This window comes from Sedimentibacter sp. B4, from assembly GCF_000309315.1.
GTDB classification, from domain to species: Bacteria; Bacillota; Clostridia; order Tissierellales; family Sedimentibacteraceae; genus Sedimentibacter; species Sedimentibacter saalensis.
Window position 1 is genome coordinate 43,434 of record NZ_CANG01000932.1, and the last position, 18,219, is coordinate 61,652.

Genomic DNA, 18,219 nt, shown 5'->3' on the forward strand with positions numbered 1-18,219 from the left:
AAGAATATAATCAAAGGTGGTGATATGATGTTTAAAAATTTGGTGAACAAGCTGAAAATGAAAAACAAAACTCCGGAAAATCCAGGGAACGTATATATTCCAAACAACTTTGAAGTGGAAGAACGCAAGAAAGATGTGGATGCCAACGAAAAATAAAAAAGCAATGCAGGACAGTAAAATAACATAAATTTTCCGATTATAAAAAAAAGGAACTAGGAATTAATTACCTAGCTCAAACACCGAACAAACAAATATATAATAAATAGAGGGGGAATTTTTACATGCCCATTATATCCACTAGGAACACATTTTATCAACAGTTTTTTTATTAAGTTTCCGTAATATTTTTTTCATATTCCGAACAATTATTTAAAAAATCAGTTAATTCCTTTATTCTTAAGAGCGTATTTTCATTGATTGCATGTTCTAATTTTTCGGTTTGTTCTAACAAATCGTTTTCTATTCCAATAATTTTCAAGAACTCATAAATTGTCTTGTGTCTTTTTAAAAGGTACGCTCCAATGTCATTTCCCTTATCAGTTAATTTTATTAATCCATATTTTTCATAATAAACATAGCCTTCACTTGACAACCTTTTAATCATTTTTGTTGTAGAAGGAGGCTGTACATTCAATGCTACGGACAGATCATTAACTCTTACTTCGTCAGAACCAAAGGAAATTCTGTATATCATTTCAATATAATCTTCCATTGATGAGGAAAGAACTTCCTCATTTTTTATTTTATATCCTCTCAGTGTATAATACTCGTCCATTCATTATTCCTCCTCAATTGTGTCAAAAATAAAATCATATCATAATATATTTTAAGAATGTTAGCTATGGCTAAAATTACCATTCTAAAATAATAGTTATTCAGAAAAACTATAATTATGACAGGAGAAGAAAATGAAAGTTCTGACCGACGCAAATGTAGGTGAAACAGTAAAGGTTAAAAACAATGATGCTGAAGAATCATTGAAAGAAAGACTGCTTGCCCTGGGTGTTACAAATGGGGCTCATATAGAAGTATTAAGAAAGGGACCGAAAAACAATCTTACGGTCTATAGAATCAGAGGCGCAATGATTGCCCTTCGAAAAGAAGAATCAAGACTTATAGAGATTGTTTAGAAGGGAGTGGTCATTTTGGGTCTGACAGCACAGTCTTCAAAATTGAGCTCCATGACTGATGTCTTCCACATTGAAAAAAAAGATAATCAGTATGTAGTAGCATTGGCAGGAAATCCGAACACCGGCAAAAGCACAGTGTTCAATTATCTGACAGGATTAAAGCAGCACACGGGAAACTGGCCGGGAAAGACTGTAGTTTCTGCAAGAGGAGAATTCAGCCACAAGGGCAAAGATTATGTAATGATTGATCTTCCCGGTTCTTATTCACTTTTTACTTCTTCAAAAGACGAGGAGGTTTCAAGGGACTTTTTAAGTCTCGGAAGTTATGATGCTGCTGTGGTTGTTTGTGATGCCACATGCCTGGAAAGAAACCTGAACCTTGTGTTTCAGGTATCCGAACTTGCGGAAAAAGTAATACTATGCATAAACTTAATAGATGAGGCAAAGAAAAAAAACATTGTTATTGACAGGGAAGGTCTTGAAAAAGAACTGAACATTCCGGTTGTTTTAACTTCTGCAAGAAATGGAACAGGAATGGATGAATTAAAAAGAATCATTGAAAAAGAAATTGCTCCGGGAGCGAATAAACATACGGCTATTGTAACATACAATGATGAAATTGAAGAAAAGGTCAGAGAAATATCAGTCTATCTTGATGAATTAAATATTTCAAACACCAGATGGACGGCGCTAAGGCTCCTTGACAGCAGCTCTGAAATATTTTCACTGGAAAAGAAAGGGCATTTAAGCAAATTTCAAGCCGAACAGTTAAAGTCATTGTTTAAACTTCAGGATGACAAGATAACAAGGGAGAAAATTTCAGAAGAAAACTATGACTATGCAAATAAATTGAAGCAAAAATACGTTACAGAAGACACAATAAAAATTAACAAAGACAAAAAAATAGATGACATAATAACATCAAAATATTTCGGTATGCCCATAATGCTTGCAATGTTAGGATTAATCTTTTGGATTACCATACAGGGAGCTAACATTCCCTCCAAAATATTGAGCGAAGTATTGTTTGGATTTCAGATAAAGCTCACGGAATGGTTCATGAGTCACGGGATTCCTGATTTTATAAGGGAAATTTTAGTTGACGGTGCATACAGAACACTGGCATGGGTTGTTTCGGTAATGCTTCCACCCATGGCAATTTTCTTTCCATTGTTTACACTGTTAGAGGATCTTGGATACCTTCCAAGAGTTGCGTTCAACCTGGACCATTACTTCAAGAAATCATGCGCCCATGGCAAACAATCTCTGTGCATGTGTATGGGACTGGGATGCAACGCAGCAGGGGTTGTAGGCTGCAGGATAATAGATTCCCCCAGAGAAAGGCTCATTGCTGTTCTCACAAACAATTTCATGCCGTGCAACGGAAGATTTCCTACGCTCATAGCAATATCCTCAGCATTTTTCGCAATGACAGCCAGCTCATTTTTAAACGGCCTCATACCCGCTTTGTTTGTTACATTCATGGTACTTGTAGGCATATGGATGACTCTCACAACTTCTTTTATTTTGTCAAAGACATTACTTAAAGGTGTTCCCTCAACATTCACCCTGGAGCTTCCTCCTTACAGAATGCCTCAGTTCGGAAGAATTTTATACACCTCTGTTATAGACAGAACAGTCTTTGTTCTTTCAAGGGCTGCAGTAATTGCTGTTCCTGCCGGTGCAACAACATGGATTCTTGCAAATGTTTATGCAGGTGAAACCAGCCTTTTGGTACACGCAGCTAATTTTCTGGATCAATTTGCTGTAATGTTCGGACTTGACGGAATTATTCTTATGGCTTTCATAGTAGGAATACCAGCCAATGAAATTGTTCTTCCGGTTATGCTCATGGCATATCTTTCAACTGGCACATTGACAGAATATGAAAGTGTTGGGTTTTTAAGAAATATATTGATTCAAAACGGATGGACTCCGCTTACAGCACTGAATGTGATGCTGTTCAGCCTTCTTCACTGGCCATGCTCCACAACCCTCTGGACAATTAAAAAGGAAACAGGAAGCATCAGGTGGACTGCCGCATCATTATTAATACCTACAGCTGCAGCTTTTGCTGTTTGTTTTGTCACAGCATCTATTTACAGATTGCTTTTTTAATCATAAGCATTTATTGACGCAAAGAGCTGCTAGAATATAGAAAATCATATTCTACAGCAGCTCTATAATTATGATATAAAATTCTCTACAAACTATGTTTACGCTTTTATTCAAGCCAAGGAATTACAATCTTATCAAAATTATGTCTGTCCACAAGATATCTACACTGATAATATGCATTGCTTACGGAGTCCACAGGGTGTGGTGACAATATGAATGCGCTGCTAAACCCTGCTTCTCTGACGCTGTCTGCTACAACATCTGATGCTTCTCCAAAGGGATATGCAAGGCTTGTAACTTCTACACCCAGCTCTTTCTTTATGACTTCCATGCTTTTTTCTATATCTGTCTTAAATTCTTCGTACATTCCTTCTTCAAGAAAACCTGCCTGGTTATCCTCCAGATAGTGCATGTCATATGTGTGTGACCCAAAACAAGCAAGGCCGCTGTCCTTCATTATTCTGAGCTGTTCCCATGATGAAATTTCAAGATTGTTGAAGTCTTTGTTACCTACCTGGCCTGCAATGACAAACAATGTAAATGGTATATTTTTTTCTTTCAATATGGGAAATGCATTTTCATATACAGATACATCAGCATCGTCAAAACAAATGAGAACACATTTATCAGGGAATTTCCCACTTTGTCTGAATTTTTCAAGTTCATCAGGTGTCGTGAAATATGCACCGGATTCATACAGATATTCAATATGATTTTGGAATTCATCCGTGTAAACAGAATAGGAAGTGAGTTCCTTGTTGTTTGTCAATTTTTCAATTGCCTGGTTCCAAGGGTTTCTGTTCCTCACCCTGTGGTATGTTAAAACAACGCATACATCTTCCTTTTGTATAGATTCATAAACATCATTATTTACACTTTTTTCAAATACAAGGAAAAAAATTTTAACTGTCAGGGCTACAGCAAGGATTACTGCAAATGTATAAAATATTTTATTTTTCAATTTGATCTCCTTTCCAGCTCCCTGATAGGATTTTTTTCAAATATAATAACTTTATCTTTTTTTAGAATGTTGTAAACTTGCAAATCTATCAGATTAAGGTTCATCATGTCCTCATCTGTTGTCTTCAAAGGCTTACTTCTTCTGTTGAGACTGCCGTATCTTATTTTATTGTAATACTTCCACGACATTAATATAGTAAAGAATATGCTGAAATAAACAAACGATTTTATTAAAAACATTCTTATGTCATGATTTGACATATTAAAACTTATTTTTAATAGTCCTATGTAATAATCATTGTAATCAAGCACTGCGCTTAGGAAAAAATATATTATTACAGCCATGTACAGCCACAATAAAATATTGAGTAGAAATGCAAATATTTTATTGATGAATGGCTGTTTTGACTTGACCAGAAAATCATCACATGTTTTTCTTCGTTTTTCTGCAGCATATTTGTTTTCTACAGACTGCTCCTGCTTCCCCTGTCCGGCGAATTCCATGTAGCATATCCTCCCTTCATGGTTGACCTGATTGATTTCGGTATTGCGCTGATCACGACAAACACATTGACAATCCAATATACAGTCGGATACCATGCAGCCCAGAAATAATATTTCAGAACATTGTCATATTTAGAGTCATTCAATAAAGACATGTACAATTGAATGCAGCTCATTATAACCATTGTAAAGGAATTGAATGATAGCCATATTAAAAGCTGCTTTATATCTGTTGCTCTGAAAATAAAATAAACAGTCACTATCAGCCACAACAAAGACCATATGGTGCTCAGTATCTGTTCCAGGTAAATAGGCCATATTCTTCTTTGCCTGTAGTCCTTGAAAATATCCCAGTGCCTGAGAACAACTTCCTGGCTTCCCTGAGCCCACCTAACTCTTTGCTTCCATATGCCAAGCAGTGTTTCAGGAACAAGCATCCAGCACAGAGCTCTGGGTTCGTATCGTATGTCCCAGAATCTTCTCTGAAGCTTCCATGACACGGCAATGTCTTCAGTTATCATATCCCTGTCCCACAGACCCACGTCAACAAGTGCTCTCTTTCTGAAGGCAACAATTACTCCGGACACTGTCATAACTTTTCCTATTACTCTTTGCGTTCTTTTTATGGAGCCTATTATTGATGCATATTCAACAAGCTGCAGCTTTCCAAGAAGTGTGTCGCGGTTTCTTATTCTTGGATTTCCTGTCACAGCTCCAACTCTTTCTCCTCTTTCAAGAAAATGCCTTATTAAATAGTATGGTGCGAAATCATCCAGCAGAGCATCTGAATCAATGCAGAGCAGGTATTCTGCTGATGCAGCATGGGCTGCAATGTGAAGGGCATTTGCTTTACCTTTGTTTTCACGACAGCTTATAACTCTGAGGCAATTGAACTTTTCAGCAAGTCCAATGAGTATTTTTTCTGTATTGTCGCGGCTTCCGTCATTTACAGCTATAATTTCAAAATCCGGATATGAAAGTTGCGACAAATGCTCAATGGTTTCCCCTATTGTTTCTTCTTCGTTGTAGCAGGGTACAAGTATGCTTATTTTAGGCCAGTTATATTTTTCAATGTCAATTTCTTCTTCGTTTTCTCGTGTAGCTGAAAAAATAATGGAGCCGGCAATCCAAAACAACGACATTAAAAATGGATACCAGAATATGTAATTTTCTACAATTTGAACTAATTTCGGCAGCTCATCAAACAACATCACAGTATCTCCTTTACTTTCGACTTTTTTCGACATACAGCAAATATTATATCACAATAATGGCTGAAGTACAGACAAAGTTCGAGAATCATGCTGAAATACCGAAATTTTAGAAATCAGTATATATAAATTAATTTTTATGTAACCCAGGAATATTTTAATGCATATTTATGTAATATTTTTCAACTCTTACGCTGTGTGCACACTTTTTCCTAAAAACTATTTACTACATTTCAAGAAATTAATATTATAATTATTTTTATTTATATCTAATTATGCATTTACGTTTTAAAGGGTGTATTTGAAGTATGACGTGCATATAGTTCGTTGAACTCAAGGGCAATATTACTTGTATTATTGATTTTGCTCTTTATTTATTTCATAAATTGCTTATATATTTATTCAAGCAAATATTCCAAATTTTATTTTATAAAAATATTTCTTCAAAAATAATAAAAATAATGCTTGCATATATAAACTGATAGTATTATAATCATCCATATTTTCAAAAATAATATGTTTAGAAAGGAGAAAAAATGATAAAGGCAGGAATTATAGGAGCAACAGGGTACGCTGGAGGTGAACTTGTAAGACTTCTTTTAAGTCACAAGGATGCAGAAATAAAATGGTACGGCTCCAAAAGTTATATAAACAAAAATTATTATGAAGTTTATCAGAATTTTTTTGAAATAGTTCAGGACAAATGCATGGATGACAATCTCGATGAACTTTCGGAAATTGTTGATGTCATTTTTACAGCCACTCCCCAAGGCTACTGTTCTTCACTGCTTAGCAGCAAAATACTGTCAAATTGCAAAATCATTGATTTAAGCGCTGATTTCAGAATGAAAGATACAGAAGTATATGAAAAATGGTACGGGATTAAACATAAAAGTCCCGATTTAATACAGGAGGCCGTCTACGGTCTGTGTGAAATAAACAGGAAACAGATTAAAGATACAAGGATAGTTGCAAATCCGGGATGTTACCCCACATGCACCACATTGTCACTTTATCCGCTTGTTAAAGAAGGAATCATAGATGCAAATACAATTATAACAGATGCTAAATCCGGTACATCCGGAGCAGGCAGAAGCACAAAGACAGACAATTTGTTCTGCGAGGTAAATGAAAATATAAAGGCGTACGGAGTGACTGACCATCGGCACACGCCGGAAATAGAAGAACAGCTTTCATATGCTGCAGGGCAAAATGTCACGATAAACTTCACGCCTCACCTGGTACCAATGAACAGAGGCATTTTGACAACGTCATATGCATCACTAAAAAAAGAAACTTCTTATGAGGAAGTTCGAGAGGTTTATGACAAATATTACAAGGACGAATTTTTCATAAGAGTATTAGACCGGGATGTATATCCACAGACAAAGTGGGTTTCAGGAAGTAATTTTGTTGACGTGAATTTTAAAATTGACCACAGGACCAACAGAATAGTAATACTGGGGGCAATGGACAATTTGGTAAAGGGGGCTGCAGGTCAGGCAGTTCAAAACATGAATATTATGTTTGGTTTGGAAGAAACATCAGGTCTTAAACATGTGCCTATGTTTCCTTAAAATACAGGAGGAAAGTATGAAAGAGATAGAAGGAGGAATCACCTCCCCTAAAGGATTCAAGGCTGCAGGTGTTTTTGCAGGAATCCGCAAAAAGAAAAAGGATATGGCAATGATTTTCAGTGAAGTTCCATGCAATGCAGCAGGAACATTCACTACAAATATAGTAAAGGCAGCTCCGGTCAAATGGGATATGGAAATGGTTAAAAAGTCTCCTTTTGTTCAGGCAGTGGTTGTTAACAGCGGAGTAGCCAACACCTGCACAGGTGCAACAGGAATGGGATACTGCAGGGACATGGCAGTTACCACAGGATTAAATCTTGGAATTCCCACCGAAGCCGTACTTGTTGCATCTACAGGCTTAATCGGAAAACAAATACCAATTGATAAAATTAAGACCGGAATAGAAAATCTTGTTCCTATTCTCGGAAGCTCTAAGGAAGACGGAATAATGGCAGCAGAAGCAATACTCACAACAGACACAAGGAAAAAGGAACTGGCTGTGGAAATTGAACTTTCAGGCAAGAAGGTAACCATAGGGGGGATGTGCAAGGGTTCCGGCATGATTCATCCCAACATGTGCACAATGCTAAGCTTCATAACAACAGACGCTGCCATTTCAAAGGAACTTTTGCAGGAAGCACTGAGCACGGATGTTAAGGAAACATACAACATGATTTCAGTGGACGGAGACACATCAACAAACGACACTGTGCTGCTACTGGCAAACGGACTGGCAGGAAACCATAAAATTACTGAGAAGAATGAAGATTATGAAAAGTTTGCAGAAGCTCTTAATTTCATAAATACTTACTTTGCCAAAAGAATAGCCGAGGACGGAGAAGGAGCAACATCCCTTTTCGAAGTAAAAGTCATCAATGCCCTCACAAAGGAGCAGGCTATGAAGCTTTCTAAATCCATTGTGTCCTCAAATTTGACAAAGGCTGCAATTTTCGGCCACGACTTAAACTGGGGAAGAATACTTTGCGCCATGGGATACTCTGGTGCAGAATTTGACCCCGATGACGTAGATTTGTACTTTGAAAGCAGCGGCGGAAAAATTAAACTGATAGAAAACGGAATAGAGTTAATATACAGCAAGGAAGCAGCTGAAGAAATACTTTCAAAACCAGAAATCACTGTCATTGCCGACATAAAAATGGGAAATCAGTCCTCAACTGCATGGGGATGCGACCTTACCTACGATTATGTGAGAATCAATGCAGCATATGGATCATAGGAGGATCAATGGAAATAGAATCATTAATCAATCAAGCAATGGAGCCTGAAGAACTTCAATTCATAAAAGAATACCAAAACAAAATTGTTGTTGTGAAATATGGTGGAAGTGCAATGACAGATGAGAATATCAAGAAAAATGTTGTAGAAGATTTGGCTCTGCTGAAAAAGGCAGGATTAAAACCAATTGTTGTTCACGGCGGCGGCAAAGAAATAAACAAATGGCTTTCAAGACTGGGAATTGAAAATAAATTTGTAAATGGACTCAGAGTAACGGATGAACCTACTCTGGAAATTGCAGAAATGGCATTGTCGAAGCTCAACAAGGAACTTGTTCAGCTTATGGAAAGCTATGGTGTCAAATCAGTAGGCATAAGCGGCAAGGACGCAGGTACAATCAAAGTTTCTAAAAGATATTCTGATGAAGCCGACTTAGGCTATGTTGGGAAAATAAACCATGTTGATAATTCTCTCATAATGATGCTGCTTGAAAAAGACATCACTCCCATCATTTGCCCCATAGGGCTTGATGAAAATTATCAAGGTTACAACATAAATGCCGATGAGGCTGCGTGTGCAGTTGCAACGTGCGTTAAAGCGGAAAAGCTGGTTTTTTTGACAGACATAGAAGGAGTGTGCAAGGATCCCAAGGATTCCTCAACAGTGATTCCAAGACTTTCAGTTCATGAAGCAAGACAATTCTTAAACAGCGGCGGTGCGGGAGGCGGCATGCTTCCAAAGCTCATGAACTGCATTGAAGCCGTGGAAAACGGAGTTTCCAGGGTGCACATCATAGACGGAAGAGTACAGCATTCGCTGCTGGAAGAATTTTTGAACAAAAAAATGGGTACAATAATATTAGCAAAGGGGAATATTTAAATGAATAAAGAAAATTACATCTTAGAGGCAGAAAATGCGCTTCTCAAAACTTACAAAAGATACGAAATAATTTTAGACAAAGGCGACGGGGTGTATCTTTACGATACTGACGGCAAGCAGTACCTTGATTTTGCTTCAGGCATAGCTGTCTTTGCCTTAGGATACAATAACCAGGAATACAATCATGCATTGAAAAACCAGGTGGACAAACTTTTGCACACGTCTAACTACTACTACAACCTGCCTGCCATAGAAGCAGCAAAGAAATTTACTAAAGCTTCAGGAATGGACAGGGTATTTTTCACAAACAGCGGTACTGAGGCAATTGAAGGAGCAATAAAGCTTGCAAAGAAATATGCCTACAACAAAGACGGCTCAGCCGGACACGAAATAATTTCAATGAACAACTCCTTTCACGGAAGAAGCCTGGGTGCACTTTCAGTGACAGGAAACCCTGAATACCAGAAAGCTTTCAAGCCCATGATTGAGGGAGTTAAATTTGCAGAAATGAACGACCTGGAAAGCGTAAAATCCCTGGTTTCCGAAAAAACATGTGCCATAATATTGGAACCTGTTCAAGGGGAAGGAGGAATTTATCCTGCAGACAAGGAATTCTTGCAGGGAGTTAAATCAATATGCGACGAAAATGATATTTTGCTTATTTTCGATGAAATTCAGTGCGGAATGGGAAGAACAGGATCAATGTTTGCATACCAGGATTACGGAGTAATGCCTGATATATTGACTTCAGCCAAGGCTTTAGGATGCGGCGTTCCTGTTGGAGCATTTGCAGCCAATGAAAAAACAGCATCAGCCATGGTTCCCGGTGACCACGGCACCACATACGGCGGAAATCCGTTTGTATGCGCAGCAGTGAGCAAGGTTTTTGACTTGTTTGAATCTGAAAAAATTCTAGAAAATGTCGCTGAAATCACTCCATATCTGGAAAATGAACTTGACAAGCTTATAGAGCAATATGATTTCATTGAAACAAGAAGAGGAAAAGGTCTCATGCAGGGAATTGTATTTACTGTTCCTGTTGGTGATATTGTGTTAGAAGCTCAGAAACAAGGCCTTATAATCATTACCGCAGGCAAAAACGTTATAAGACTTGTTCCTCCACTTGTAATAACAAAACAACATGTTGATGAAATGATTGTGAAATTAAAATCTTCAATTGAAGCAGCAGCTATAACAACAGAAGAAATAATAAACAAATAAAAAGGGCCTAAAGCTCTTCAGGTTTCTGACAAAGTATACATTTGGACGTTGTCATTCTGAGAGCTTGCTCGAAGAATCTCATGTTTTCAACAAAGATGAGATCCTTCACTATCGTTCAGGATGACAGCGTCGGAGTTTGTCAATAGTCTGAAGAGCCTAATGGCTCTTCTTTTATTTGTTTATTGCTTTTTCGATTCTGTTTCTTACTTTTCCTTCACCCATAATCTGCTGAAGTTCCCATACATCAGGTGATGTGGCACGTCCTATGACTGCAATTCTTATTACAGAGCTTACATCACCCACATGTCCTTTGTACATTTCAGGATTTTTCTTGTAATCCTTTGGTTTTGCAGCATATCCGTTGTCCTGTGCTATTATTCTTATTTTATCAAACCACTGGCTCTGGTCGTCGCTGTGATTATATGTTTCAAGATAAGCTTTCAGCAGTTTTTTTGCTTCCTCAGCATTTATGTTTTCAGGATAATTGTCAACAACATCAAAATATTCATCAAAGAAATAACTTATGAATTCAAAAATCTGCTGGCAGTACATGAGGTCCTTGCGTGGTTTATCTCCGCTTCTTCCAACATTAAGAAGCTTAATTACATCTTCCTTATGTTGAGAAAGTACATTTGTTATTTCAGTTTTGTGTGCTTTAGCCCAGTCAAGCATGAAGTTAAAAATATCTTCTGCTGTAAACTTAAGGAGTACGTCCTTGCTTATGTTGTTAAGTTTATCAAGGTCGAACAGCGCTCCGGAATTGCTCATTTTTTCTAATGCAAATTTGAAATTGTCCGTATGGCTGTCAGGATTTTCAATTCTCCACTCTTCGTAGTTGGAATTTAAAATTGTCAGCAAGTATTCTCTCACAGCTGCAGGATGATATCCAAGGTCCATGTAGAATCCAAGTCCAAGTTCCGGGTCTTTTCTTTTTGATAGCTTTCTCTTTGCCCCGTTATCCATTTTCATCAGGTGTGCTGTATGGCAGTAAACAGGAGTATCCCACCCCAGTGTTGTAAATATTTCATAATGAATAGGAAGTGTTGAAAGCCATTCTTCCCCTCTTACAACATGTGTGACTCTCATGAGATGATCGTCAACAACATGGGCAAAATGGTATGTAGGTATTCCGTTTGTTTTTAAAATTACTATATCCTGATAATTTTCATGTATTGTGAGATGGCCTCTGATGGCATCATCTATTTCAAATGTTCCTTCTTCAGTTCCCATAGACTTGAATCTGATTACAAATTCTTCGCCATTGGCAAGTTTTTCCTGGACTTCTTCAAGTGTAAGATTTCTATCTTTCGCCCATTTGCCATAATACCCTGTATTTACATTTTCTTCAGTTTGTTTTTTCCTTGTTTCTTCAAGTTCTTCTTCTGTGCAGAAACATGGGTATGCTCTTCCCTGCTCTACCAGGTATTTTGCAACACATTGATAAATTTTTCCACGGTTGCTTTGGAAGTAAGGTCCGTAACTTCCAACTTCTCCATCAATACCTGCTCCTTCATCAAACTTCAACCCGAAGTATTCAAGAGATGAAATTATTATTTCAATAGAACCTTCCACTTTTCGCTTTTCGTCTGTGTCTTCAATTCTAAGCATGAATACACCTTCGCTTTGGTGTGCAAGGCGCTCATCAACAAAAGCTCCATAAAGATTTCCAAGATGAATGAAACCTGTAGGACTTGGAGCCAGTCTTGTAACCTTTGCTCCTTCTTTCAGATTTCTTTTGGGAAACACTTCTTCTTCATAATATTGTACTGATTCCTTTATATCCGGAAACAACATTTCTGCAAGTTTTTTATAATCCATTTTTTCCTCCGCAACTAGCACTAGTATGTGCTTTTTTAATTAAAATAACAAAAGACGGTATTTATTACATACACCGTCCTCAAACATTTCTGGTAACAATAAGGGAAACATACCCCTGATTCCACCTTGAGATGGTGGCAGACCGCTTGACCATGAGTCATAGACAGTTTTCATAATTATATACTTATTAACATATTTTGTCTACTATTTTTGTAGTATCAATGTTTGCAGCAGTTTCCTCCAACATCTCCGGTCTTCATCATCAAGATTTCACCGTTTTCTTCAGAAACTTCTTCGAAACCAATGCTTTCAAAAAGCATTTTGCATTGCTTTCCTATTTTTGCATAAGTCTTTTCAGCTCCCATGTCAAAAGCTTTTCTCACAATCATTCTTATAATTAAATCACCATATTTTTTACCTCGATGTTGTACCAAGACACAAACCATGTCAGCAAAAAATTTTCCTTCTTTAAAAAGCAATCTTCCCGTACCAACAGGTACATTGTCTTCATACACAACAAGACTGAATGCAAAATCATCATAAATATCCGTTATGAGATTTTCATCTGCTTTAAGTTCATAACAAAATACATTTTTTCTTAGTGAAATAGCATCACTTATATTTTCCCTGCCTTGAAGCCACCTGGTAGTTATCATATTGCACCTCTTATATTTTGAAATCTTGCAAATTCACCAATTTTCATTTTTATCCTCTGTTTTTTATATCATCTATAAAGATTATAACAATATTTAAAGCACGTGACAATGAATAATGTTGTAGTTTTTCCTGGTTGTGGTATAATATTAACAGTATCAGCAAAATAAACTGAGGTGATGATTATGACATTAGGTGAAAAGTTAAGAAGCATCAGAAAAGAAAAGGATATGACCAAACAGGAACTGGGCAACGTTTTAAATGTACCTAAAGAAAGAATCAAGCTTTACGAAAACAACGAAGAAGTACCATCAGATTTTTATTTGTCGGCTTTTGCACAATATTTCAATATTTCAGTTGAAGAACTGACAGATGCTGAATAAATAATATTAAATATTCTTAATATTATTATGGTTGTATTTATAATTTAGCTATGTTAAATTAATATCAAATCTAAGCTTAAGGATTTTCTAAGAGCAAGGAAACAAATAAAAATGTTCTCTATGATTATTCCTTGTTATGCAAGGAATATTTTTTGTATAAGGAGGTAATATGGACAAAAGAATCGGTGTCATAGGAATAGTGATTGAAGATTTGTCCCGCATAGCCGAAGTAAATGATATTCTTCACCAGTACGGCGATATCATAATAGGCAGAATGGGCATCCCCTACAAGGAAAGAGGAGTGAATGTAATTTCAATCATCGTAGACGGAACCACAGACGAAATAGGAGCTCTTACCGGCAAGCTTGGAAAAATCAAAGGATTGAGCGTAAAAAGCGCCTTATCCAAAAAATAGGAGGATTTATGAAAAAATCTATGAAAAATTTAAGTTTGCTTTTGATTCTGGCAATGATATTGTCCATTTTTGCAGGCTGCAGCAGCAAGACAGACAACGCTCCGGCAAATCCACAAGAGCCTGCACCGCAGGAACAAGTAAAAGAAGAACCAAAAGAGCCCATTGATGTAACAATTGCAGGCCTTATGGGACCAACATCAATAGGCATGATAAAAATGATTGACGAAAAAGCAATGAACAGCGAACAATACAACGTTGAATACATAGCAGAAAGCGCACCTGATGCTTTAAGCGCAAAAATAATAAACGGTGACATCCAGATTTCTTCCGTGCCCATAAACCTTGCAGCTGTTTTGTACAACAAGACAGGCGGAAAAATTCAGATAATGGCTGTAAACACTGTAGGAAACCTTTACGTTGTTGGAAGCGACAACACTTCAAACATTTCAGAACTTGAAGGAAAAACACTTGGAATGAGCGCAAAGGGTTCAACACCCGATTATGCTATGAACTATATTTTAAAGCAAAACAATCTTGAAGGCAAAGTAGAGCTTGATTACAGCACAGACCATGCAACACTTGCTCAGGCTGTAATTGCAGAAGACACAAAAGTTGCTCTTCTTCCACAGCCCTTTGTTACACAGACGACAATAAAAAATCAAAATGTAAAAATGCTCATAGATTTAAATGAAGCATGGAAGGAAGCAACTAAAGGTGCCAGTGAGCTTTATACAGGCTGCATCATAATAAACACAGAGTTTGCAGAAAACAACAAGGAATTTGTAACTGAATTTTTAAAACAATACGAAGAATCAGTAAACTGGGTTTTAGCAAATCAAAAAGAGGCATCATTGTTAGTTGAGAAAAACGGTATTATGCCAAGCGCTGCAATAGTAGAAAAAGCAATTCCTTACTGCGGAATCACATACAGATCAGTTTCAACAGAAAAGGAAAAATTAAGCAGTTTTTATGGGATATTGTTTGAATCAAATCCTGCTTCAGTAGGAGGAAGCATGCCAGATGAAAAATTCTATTTTGCTGAGTAAGTACAGGAATTTTTTCATAATCATATTTTGGATAACTGTGTGGGAGATACTTTCGCTGATAATCAATCAGGAGATTTATCTCCCTTCTCCCTTTGCCACTTTTAAATCATTGTTTGATTTAATGTTTGATAAAGTAACTTACATAACAATTTTTTACAGCACATACAGGACTCTGACGGGATTTTTAATTTCAACATTTTATGGAGTAATAATGGGTTTTGTGTGCGGAATGAACAAATCAGTTTACAATCTTTTAAATCCTTTGGTCAGCATTATAAGGACCGTACCCGTAATGAGCATTATTATCATTGCCATAATGTGGTTCAAGGATACAAACGTACCTGTTTTTGTAGCATTTTTAATGTGCTTTCCAATCATCTGGACTAATACCATACAGGGAATTTATTCCGCTGACAATAAGCTTCTTCAATTGTGTAAAATTTACAACATAAAAAAATACGGGTTATAAAATCAGTTTATTTTTACAGCGCTCTTCCCTACATAAAGGCAGGCATGGTATCTGCTCTCGGCATAAGCTGGAAGGTTACATCTGCTGCAGAAGTCTTGAGTTTACCAAAGTATTCAATAGGAAGATTCTTGTATGATTCCAAGGTTTACCTTGAAATTCCGGACTTGTTTGCATGGACAATCATCATAGTTCTTTTGAGCATTTTCTTTGAAAAATTGCTAAAAAAAATATTTAAAGCAGGAAGACAAAATGATTAAATTGATTGATATAACTAAAAAATATAATAATATGGTTCTTTTGAAAAATTTCAACATATCATTTGAAGAAAATGAAATAACATGTCTGTTTGGTCCTTCAGGCGTAGGAAAAACAACTATAGCAAATATTGCAGCAAATCTAGTTGCTGTTGATGAGGGAATTGTATCAGGAACTGAAGATGCATTGTACTCCTATGTGTTCCAGGAGCCAAATCTACTTGACTGGTACAGCGTGTATGACAATCTGGATTTCGTCCTCAAAGACATTTATGACAACAAAAAGCGCAAAGAAATCATAGAAAGCTATCTGAAAATGGTTGAACTTTCGGACTACATGGACTTTAGGCCAAAAACATTAAGCGGTGGCATGGCTCAAAGGGTATCCATAGCCAGGGCCTTTGCCTATCCTTCAAATGTTCTCATAATGGATGAACCCTTCAAGGGACTGGACATGAAATTGAAACAAGACATAGTATCATTGTTCAAGAGGCTTTGGAAAGAAAGCAGACGAACAGTCATATTCATAACCCATGATGTTGATGAAGCCGTCAATTTGTCAGACAAAATTTATGTAATCAAGAACCGTCCTGTTGAAATCAACCTGATAATTGACGTTAAAAATACCAATGACCGTGAATCCATAAAAAATATTTTGATTGAAGCATAAAAAAATATTGGCAATTATTTTTCTGTAATCCATATTTTTCTTGACATTTACTGAATTTATATTAACATATAAGCAAAAGATAAAACGTGGCTTTGTAACTTAGTCACTGATTTATATGAAAATTTTTTATATATTGTGGTATAATAAGAAAAAAGATGGAGGATATTATGGAATTTAAATTATCAGAAAAAGCAAAAGAAAAAATGCTTGAAATGAAAAGCAACAATGAACCTATAAAATTAAAAATCACAGGTTTTTCCTGATGTGGTGCCGAATTTGGCATTGTTTCGGAGAAACAATCAGAAAATGATAAAGTTTACGACGCTGAAGGAATTGAACTTATAGTATCAGATGAACTAGAGGGAGCAATCAAAGGCGCAGAAATTGATTATTCAACAAACTTCTTTAAAAAAGGATTTGAAGTAACTCCAAAATTCTCTAGATAGAGAGGCATTTATGGAATTTAAAATAACAGACAGGGCAAAGGAAAAGCTGGCTTTAATGAAAGAACAGAATATTCCCATAGTCTTGTACGGAATTCCTGTAGGCTGAAACAGATACAACTATAAAATTGTTTCGGTGAAGCAAAAAAAAGATGACAAGGTATACAACGTTGACGGCATAGAAATAATTGTGACGGCAGAAGTTGATCGAACCTTGCTGGGAGCAAAAATAGACTTCGGAGGGTTTTTTACAAAGGATTATATTGTAACCCCGAGATATTCATAATATAAGGTGGCATATGTATAAACTGTGGGCAAAAAAAATAAAATCTAATCGTATGGTTGACTCTTTGGTTGTCAACAATAAAGAAAATATTTCTCACGATGAAAAAAGAGAAAAATGCCTTAAAGAAATATGCCAGAAGTTTGATATGAGCGTTCCTGTATGGCTTAAGACACATGACATGGAATTTTCTCAGTTTAAGATAGTCACGTTTTTCCCTCATGATTTTATTGATGAAGTTGACTTTGACAAACTGGAAGTTGAGCTTATTGATGACGGTACAAATAAAATTTAAAAACACCGGCTACCACCGGATTTAATAAAAAACTGCCTGAATACCAGGCAGTTTTTTATTAATCTTACATGTTGTATATTACAACCAAAAGCAGGAAGAACCAAAGAAGTGTATCCATTTCTATTCCGCAGTCGCTTTGGCATACTATGCAAACAAGAAGTAAAAAGAAAAACAACAATGAAGAATCTATTCCGCCGCGTGCACCCAATACCGGTGATACCGGAAGAACCGGAACAACCGGCGGCCTTCTGTCACATTGAATGTTTGTGTTTTCATTTGCTTCAACTATATTTTCAGTCCTGCAATTATCCATTAATAAAAACCTCCTCAATTAATATGCATTTTGTAATTATTATATTCACAATAGAAATATATGTTAAATAATTGATTTAAAAATCATTGTTTTAAAATATATGCATAATATAGAAATTTATTGAAACAATAACATTATATTAAATAAGGAGGATTGCCCATGGATAAATTTGCCTTGGTGCTAGTCATAATAGGAGCCATAAACTGGGGGCTGATAGCATTGTTTCAATTTGATCTGGTTGCTGCTATATTCGGAGGCCAGACAGCTATATTCAGCAGAATAGTATATGGACTTGTTGGATTAGCTGGACTTTACTGCATAACTTTATTATTACAACGAA

At 36.4% G+C, this 18,219-nt stretch carries 23 protein-coding genes; 16 read left to right on the forward strand and 7 right to left on the reverse strand.

The genetic code is table 11. The features are described from left to right. Positions 1 to 24 precede the first annotated feature (24 nt). Positions 25 to 156, forward strand: a complete 132-nt coding sequence (locus BN358_RS28405; protein ID WP_255346915.1) for a hypothetical protein — start codon at positions 25 to 27, stop codon at positions 154 to 156. A gap of 172 nt (positions 157 to 328) precedes the next feature. On the opposite strand, the gene BN358_RS16510 is transcribed toward BN358_RS28405, so the two are convergent. Beyond that, positions 329 to 775, reverse strand: coding sequence for a metal-dependent transcriptional regulator (locus BN358_RS16510; protein WP_019229644.1), 447 nt, complete (start codon positions 773 to 775; stop codon positions 329 to 331). Between the two features lie 133 nt (positions 776 to 908). Between BN358_RS16510 and BN358_RS16515 the strand changes: the two genes are divergently transcribed. Both BN358_RS16515 and feoB read left to right on the forward strand, forming a co-directional pair. After that, a complete protein-coding gene (locus BN358_RS16515; RefSeq protein ID WP_019229645.1) occupies positions 909 to 1,130 on the forward strand; it encodes a FeoA family protein in 222 nt (73 codons plus the stop codon). Between the two features lie 15 nt (positions 1,131 to 1,145). Next, positions 1,146 to 3,248 (forward strand): ferrous iron transport protein B, encoded by a 2,103-nt coding sequence (gene feoB / locus BN358_RS16520; RefSeq protein ID WP_019229646.1) that lies wholly within the window; start codon positions 1,146 to 1,148, stop codon positions 3,246 to 3,248. A gap of 106 nt (positions 3,249 to 3,354) precedes the next feature. Here the strand turns inward: feoB and BN358_RS16525 are convergent, their stop codons facing one another. The 3 genes from BN358_RS16525 to pgaC are packed head-to-tail and all read right to left on the reverse strand — an operon-like array spanning position 3,355 to position 5,923. Next, positions 3,355 to 4,209, reverse strand: a complete 855-nt coding sequence (locus BN358_RS16525; RefSeq protein WP_019229647.1) for a polysaccharide deacetylase family protein — start codon at positions 4,207 to 4,209, stop codon at positions 3,355 to 3,357. Then, a complete protein-coding gene (locus BN358_RS16530) occupies positions 4,206 to 4,712 on the reverse strand; it encodes a hypothetical protein (protein ID WP_019229648.1) in 507 nt (168 codons plus the stop codon). The genes BN358_RS16525 and BN358_RS16530 overlap by 4 nt, the downstream gene beginning before the upstream one ends. Beyond that, positions 4,673 to 5,923 (reverse strand): poly-beta-1,6-N-acetyl-D-glucosamine synthase, encoded by a 1,251-nt coding sequence (gene pgaC / locus BN358_RS16535; protein ID WP_019229649.1) that lies wholly within the window; start codon positions 5,921 to 5,923, stop codon positions 4,673 to 4,675. The genes BN358_RS16530 and pgaC overlap by 40 nt, the downstream gene beginning before the upstream one ends. Positions 5,924 to 6,459: 536 nt before the next feature. On the opposite strand from pgaC, the gene argC reads away from it, so the two are divergent. From argC to BN358_RS16555, 4 genes are read left to right on the forward strand one after another with little or no spacing between them, the layout of a single operon-like run. Continuing rightward, a complete protein-coding gene (gene argC, locus BN358_RS16540; protein ID WP_019229650.1) occupies positions 6,460 to 7,500 on the forward strand; it encodes an N-acetyl-gamma-glutamyl-phosphate reductase in 1,041 nt (346 codons plus the stop codon). 16 nt (positions 7,501 to 7,516) lie between these two features. Beyond that, on the forward strand, positions 7,517 to 8,737 hold the full coding sequence (gene argJ, locus BN358_RS16545; RefSeq protein ID WP_019229651.1) for a bifunctional ornithine acetyltransferase/N-acetylglutamate synthase: 1,221 nt from the start codon (positions 7,517 to 7,519) through the stop codon (positions 8,735 to 8,737). Between the two features lie 8 nt (positions 8,738 to 8,745). Continuing rightward, positions 8,746 to 9,615, forward strand: coding sequence for an acetylglutamate kinase (gene argB, locus BN358_RS16550; RefSeq protein ID WP_019229652.1), 870 nt, complete (start codon positions 8,746 to 8,748; stop codon positions 9,613 to 9,615). Further along, complete coding sequence (locus tag BN358_RS16555) at positions 9,616 to 10,836, forward strand: aspartate aminotransferase family protein (RefSeq protein WP_019229653.1); 1,221 nt, start codon at positions 9,616 to 9,618, stop codon at positions 10,834 to 10,836. Positions 10,837 to 11,007: 171 nt separating this feature from the next. Here the strand turns inward: BN358_RS16555 and gltX are convergent, their stop codons facing one another. Both gltX and BN358_RS16565 read right to left on the reverse strand, forming a co-directional pair. Beyond that, positions 11,008 to 12,654: a glutamate--tRNA ligase gene (gltX, locus tag BN358_RS16560; protein WP_019229654.1), complete on the reverse strand. Its 1,647-nt coding sequence runs from the start codon at positions 12,652 to 12,654 to the stop codon at positions 11,008 to 11,010. A gap of 218 nt (positions 12,655 to 12,872) precedes the next feature. Continuing rightward, positions 12,873 to 13,310 carry a GNAT family N-acetyltransferase gene (locus BN358_RS16565; protein ID WP_019229655.1) on the reverse strand — a complete coding sequence of 146 codons (438 nt, stop codon included), beginning with the start codon at positions 13,308 to 13,310 and terminating at the stop codon, positions 12,873 to 12,875. A 183-nt stretch (positions 13,311 to 13,493) separates the two neighbouring features. On the opposite strand from BN358_RS16565, the gene BN358_RS16570 reads away from it, so the two are divergent. From BN358_RS16570 to BN358_RS16595, 8 genes are all read left to right on the forward strand, one after another. Further along, positions 13,494 to 13,691, forward strand: coding sequence for a helix-turn-helix domain-containing protein (locus tag BN358_RS16570; RefSeq protein WP_019229656.1), 198 nt, complete (start codon positions 13,494 to 13,496; stop codon positions 13,689 to 13,691). 169 nt (positions 13,692 to 13,860) lie between these two features. Beyond that, a complete protein-coding gene (locus BN358_RS16575) occupies positions 13,861 to 14,106 on the forward strand; it encodes a TM1266 family iron-only hydrogenase system putative regulator (protein WP_019229657.1) in 246 nt (81 codons plus the stop codon). A gap of 8 nt (positions 14,107 to 14,114) precedes the next feature. Beyond that, a complete protein-coding gene (locus BN358_RS16580) occupies positions 14,115 to 15,152 on the forward strand; it encodes an ABC transporter substrate-binding protein (protein WP_019229658.1) in 1,038 nt (345 codons plus the stop codon). Then, a complete protein-coding gene (locus BN358_RS16585; protein ID WP_051011031.1) occupies positions 15,127 to 15,621 on the forward strand; it encodes an ABC transporter permease in 495 nt (164 codons plus the stop codon). The genes BN358_RS16580 and BN358_RS16585 overlap by 26 nt, the downstream gene beginning before the upstream one ends. Positions 15,622 to 15,665: 44 nt before the next feature. Then, positions 15,666 to 15,878, forward strand: a complete 213-nt coding sequence (locus BN358_RS22525) for a hypothetical protein (RefSeq protein ID WP_051011032.1) — start codon at positions 15,666 to 15,668, stop codon at positions 15,876 to 15,878. Beyond that, positions 15,871 to 16,545 (forward strand): ABC transporter ATP-binding protein, encoded by a 675-nt coding sequence (locus tag BN358_RS16590; protein ID WP_019229659.1) that lies wholly within the window; start codon positions 15,871 to 15,873, stop codon positions 16,543 to 16,545. The genes BN358_RS22525 and BN358_RS16590 overlap by 8 nt, the downstream gene beginning before the upstream one ends. A gap of 579 nt (positions 16,546 to 17,124) precedes the next feature. Further along, positions 17,125 to 17,274, forward strand: a complete 150-nt coding sequence (locus tag BN358_RS25705; RefSeq protein ID WP_019229662.1) for a hypothetical protein — start codon at positions 17,125 to 17,127, stop codon at positions 17,272 to 17,274. Positions 17,275 to 17,287: 13 nt separating this feature from the next. Then, positions 17,288 to 17,566: a hypothetical protein gene (locus tag BN358_RS16595; RefSeq protein WP_019229663.1), complete on the forward strand. Its 279-nt coding sequence runs from the start codon at positions 17,288 to 17,290 to the stop codon at positions 17,564 to 17,566. 64 nt (positions 17,567 to 17,630) lie between these two features. Here the strand turns inward: BN358_RS16595 and BN358_RS16600 are convergent, their stop codons facing one another. Continuing rightward, positions 17,631 to 17,879: a hypothetical protein gene (locus BN358_RS16600; protein ID WP_019229664.1), complete on the reverse strand. Its 249-nt coding sequence runs from the start codon at positions 17,877 to 17,879 to the stop codon at positions 17,631 to 17,633. A 159-nt stretch (positions 17,880 to 18,038) separates the two neighbouring features. On the opposite strand from BN358_RS16600, the gene BN358_RS16605 reads away from it, so the two are divergent. Beyond that, a partial coding sequence (locus BN358_RS16605; RefSeq protein ID WP_019229665.1) for a DUF378 domain-containing protein occupies positions 18,039 to 18,219 on the forward strand: 181 nt, incomplete at its 3' end.

What these genes read in the sequence shown, in the direction of transcription:
- BN358_RS28405 (WP_255346915.1), top strand. Translation starts at nt 25, where the DNA reads ATGATGTTTAAAAATTTGGTGAACAAGCTGAAAATGAAAAACAAAACT.
- BN358_RS16510 (WP_019229644.1), bottom strand. Translation starts at nt 775, where the DNA reads ATGGACGAGTATTATACACTGAGAGGATATAAAATAAAAAATGAGGAA.
- BN358_RS16515 (WP_019229645.1), top strand. Translation starts at nt 909, where the DNA reads ATGAAAGTTCTGACCGACGCAAATGTAGGTGAAACAGTAAAGGTTAAA.
- BN358_RS16530 (WP_019229648.1), bottom strand. Translation starts at nt 4,712, where the DNA reads ATGGAATTCGCCGGACAGGGGAAGCAGGAGCAGTCTGTAGAAAACAAA.
- pgaC (WP_019229649.1), bottom strand. Translation starts at nt 5,923, where the DNA reads ATGTTGTTTGATGAGCTGCCGAAATTAGTTCAAATTGTAGAAAATTAC.
- argC (WP_019229650.1), top strand. Translation starts at nt 6,460, where the DNA reads ATGATAAAGGCAGGAATTATAGGAGCAACAGGGTACGCTGGAGGTGAA.
- argJ (WP_019229651.1), top strand. Translation starts at nt 7,517, where the DNA reads ATGAAAGAGATAGAAGGAGGAATCACCTCCCCTAAAGGATTCAAGGCT.
- argB (WP_019229652.1), top strand. Translation starts at nt 8,746, where the DNA reads ATGGAAATAGAATCATTAATCAATCAAGCAATGGAGCCTGAAGAACTT.
- BN358_RS16555 (WP_019229653.1), top strand. Translation starts at nt 9,616, where the DNA reads ATGAATAAAGAAAATTACATCTTAGAGGCAGAAAATGCGCTTCTCAAA.
- gltX (WP_019229654.1), bottom strand. Translation starts at nt 12,654, where the DNA reads ATGGATTATAAAAAACTTGCAGAAATGTTGTTTCCGGATATAAAGGAA.
- BN358_RS16565 (WP_019229655.1), bottom strand. Translation starts at nt 13,310, where the DNA reads ATGATAACTACCAGGTGGCTTCAAGGCAGGGAAAATATAAGTGATGCT.
- BN358_RS16570 (WP_019229656.1), top strand. Translation starts at nt 13,494, where the DNA reads ATGACATTAGGTGAAAAGTTAAGAAGCATCAGAAAAGAAAAGGATATG.
- BN358_RS16575 (WP_019229657.1), top strand. Translation starts at nt 13,861, where the DNA reads ATGGACAAAAGAATCGGTGTCATAGGAATAGTGATTGAAGATTTGTCC.
- BN358_RS16580 (WP_019229658.1), top strand. Translation starts at nt 14,115, where the DNA reads ATGAAAAAATCTATGAAAAATTTAAGTTTGCTTTTGATTCTGGCAATG.
- BN358_RS16585 (WP_051011031.1), top strand. Translation starts at nt 15,127, where the DNA reads ATGAAAAATTCTATTTTGCTGAGTAAGTACAGGAATTTTTTCATAATC.
- BN358_RS22525 (WP_051011032.1), top strand. Translation starts at nt 15,666, where the DNA reads ATGGTATCTGCTCTCGGCATAAGCTGGAAGGTTACATCTGCTGCAGAA.
- BN358_RS16590 (WP_019229659.1), top strand. Translation starts at nt 15,871, where the DNA reads ATGATTAAATTGATTGATATAACTAAAAAATATAATAATATGGTTCTT.
- BN358_RS16595 (WP_019229663.1), top strand. Translation starts at nt 17,288, where the DNA reads ATGTATAAACTGTGGGCAAAAAAAATAAAATCTAATCGTATGGTTGAC.
- BN358_RS16600 (WP_019229664.1), bottom strand. Translation starts at nt 17,879, where the DNA reads ATGGATAATTGCAGGACTGAAAATATAGTTGAAGCAAATGAAAACACA.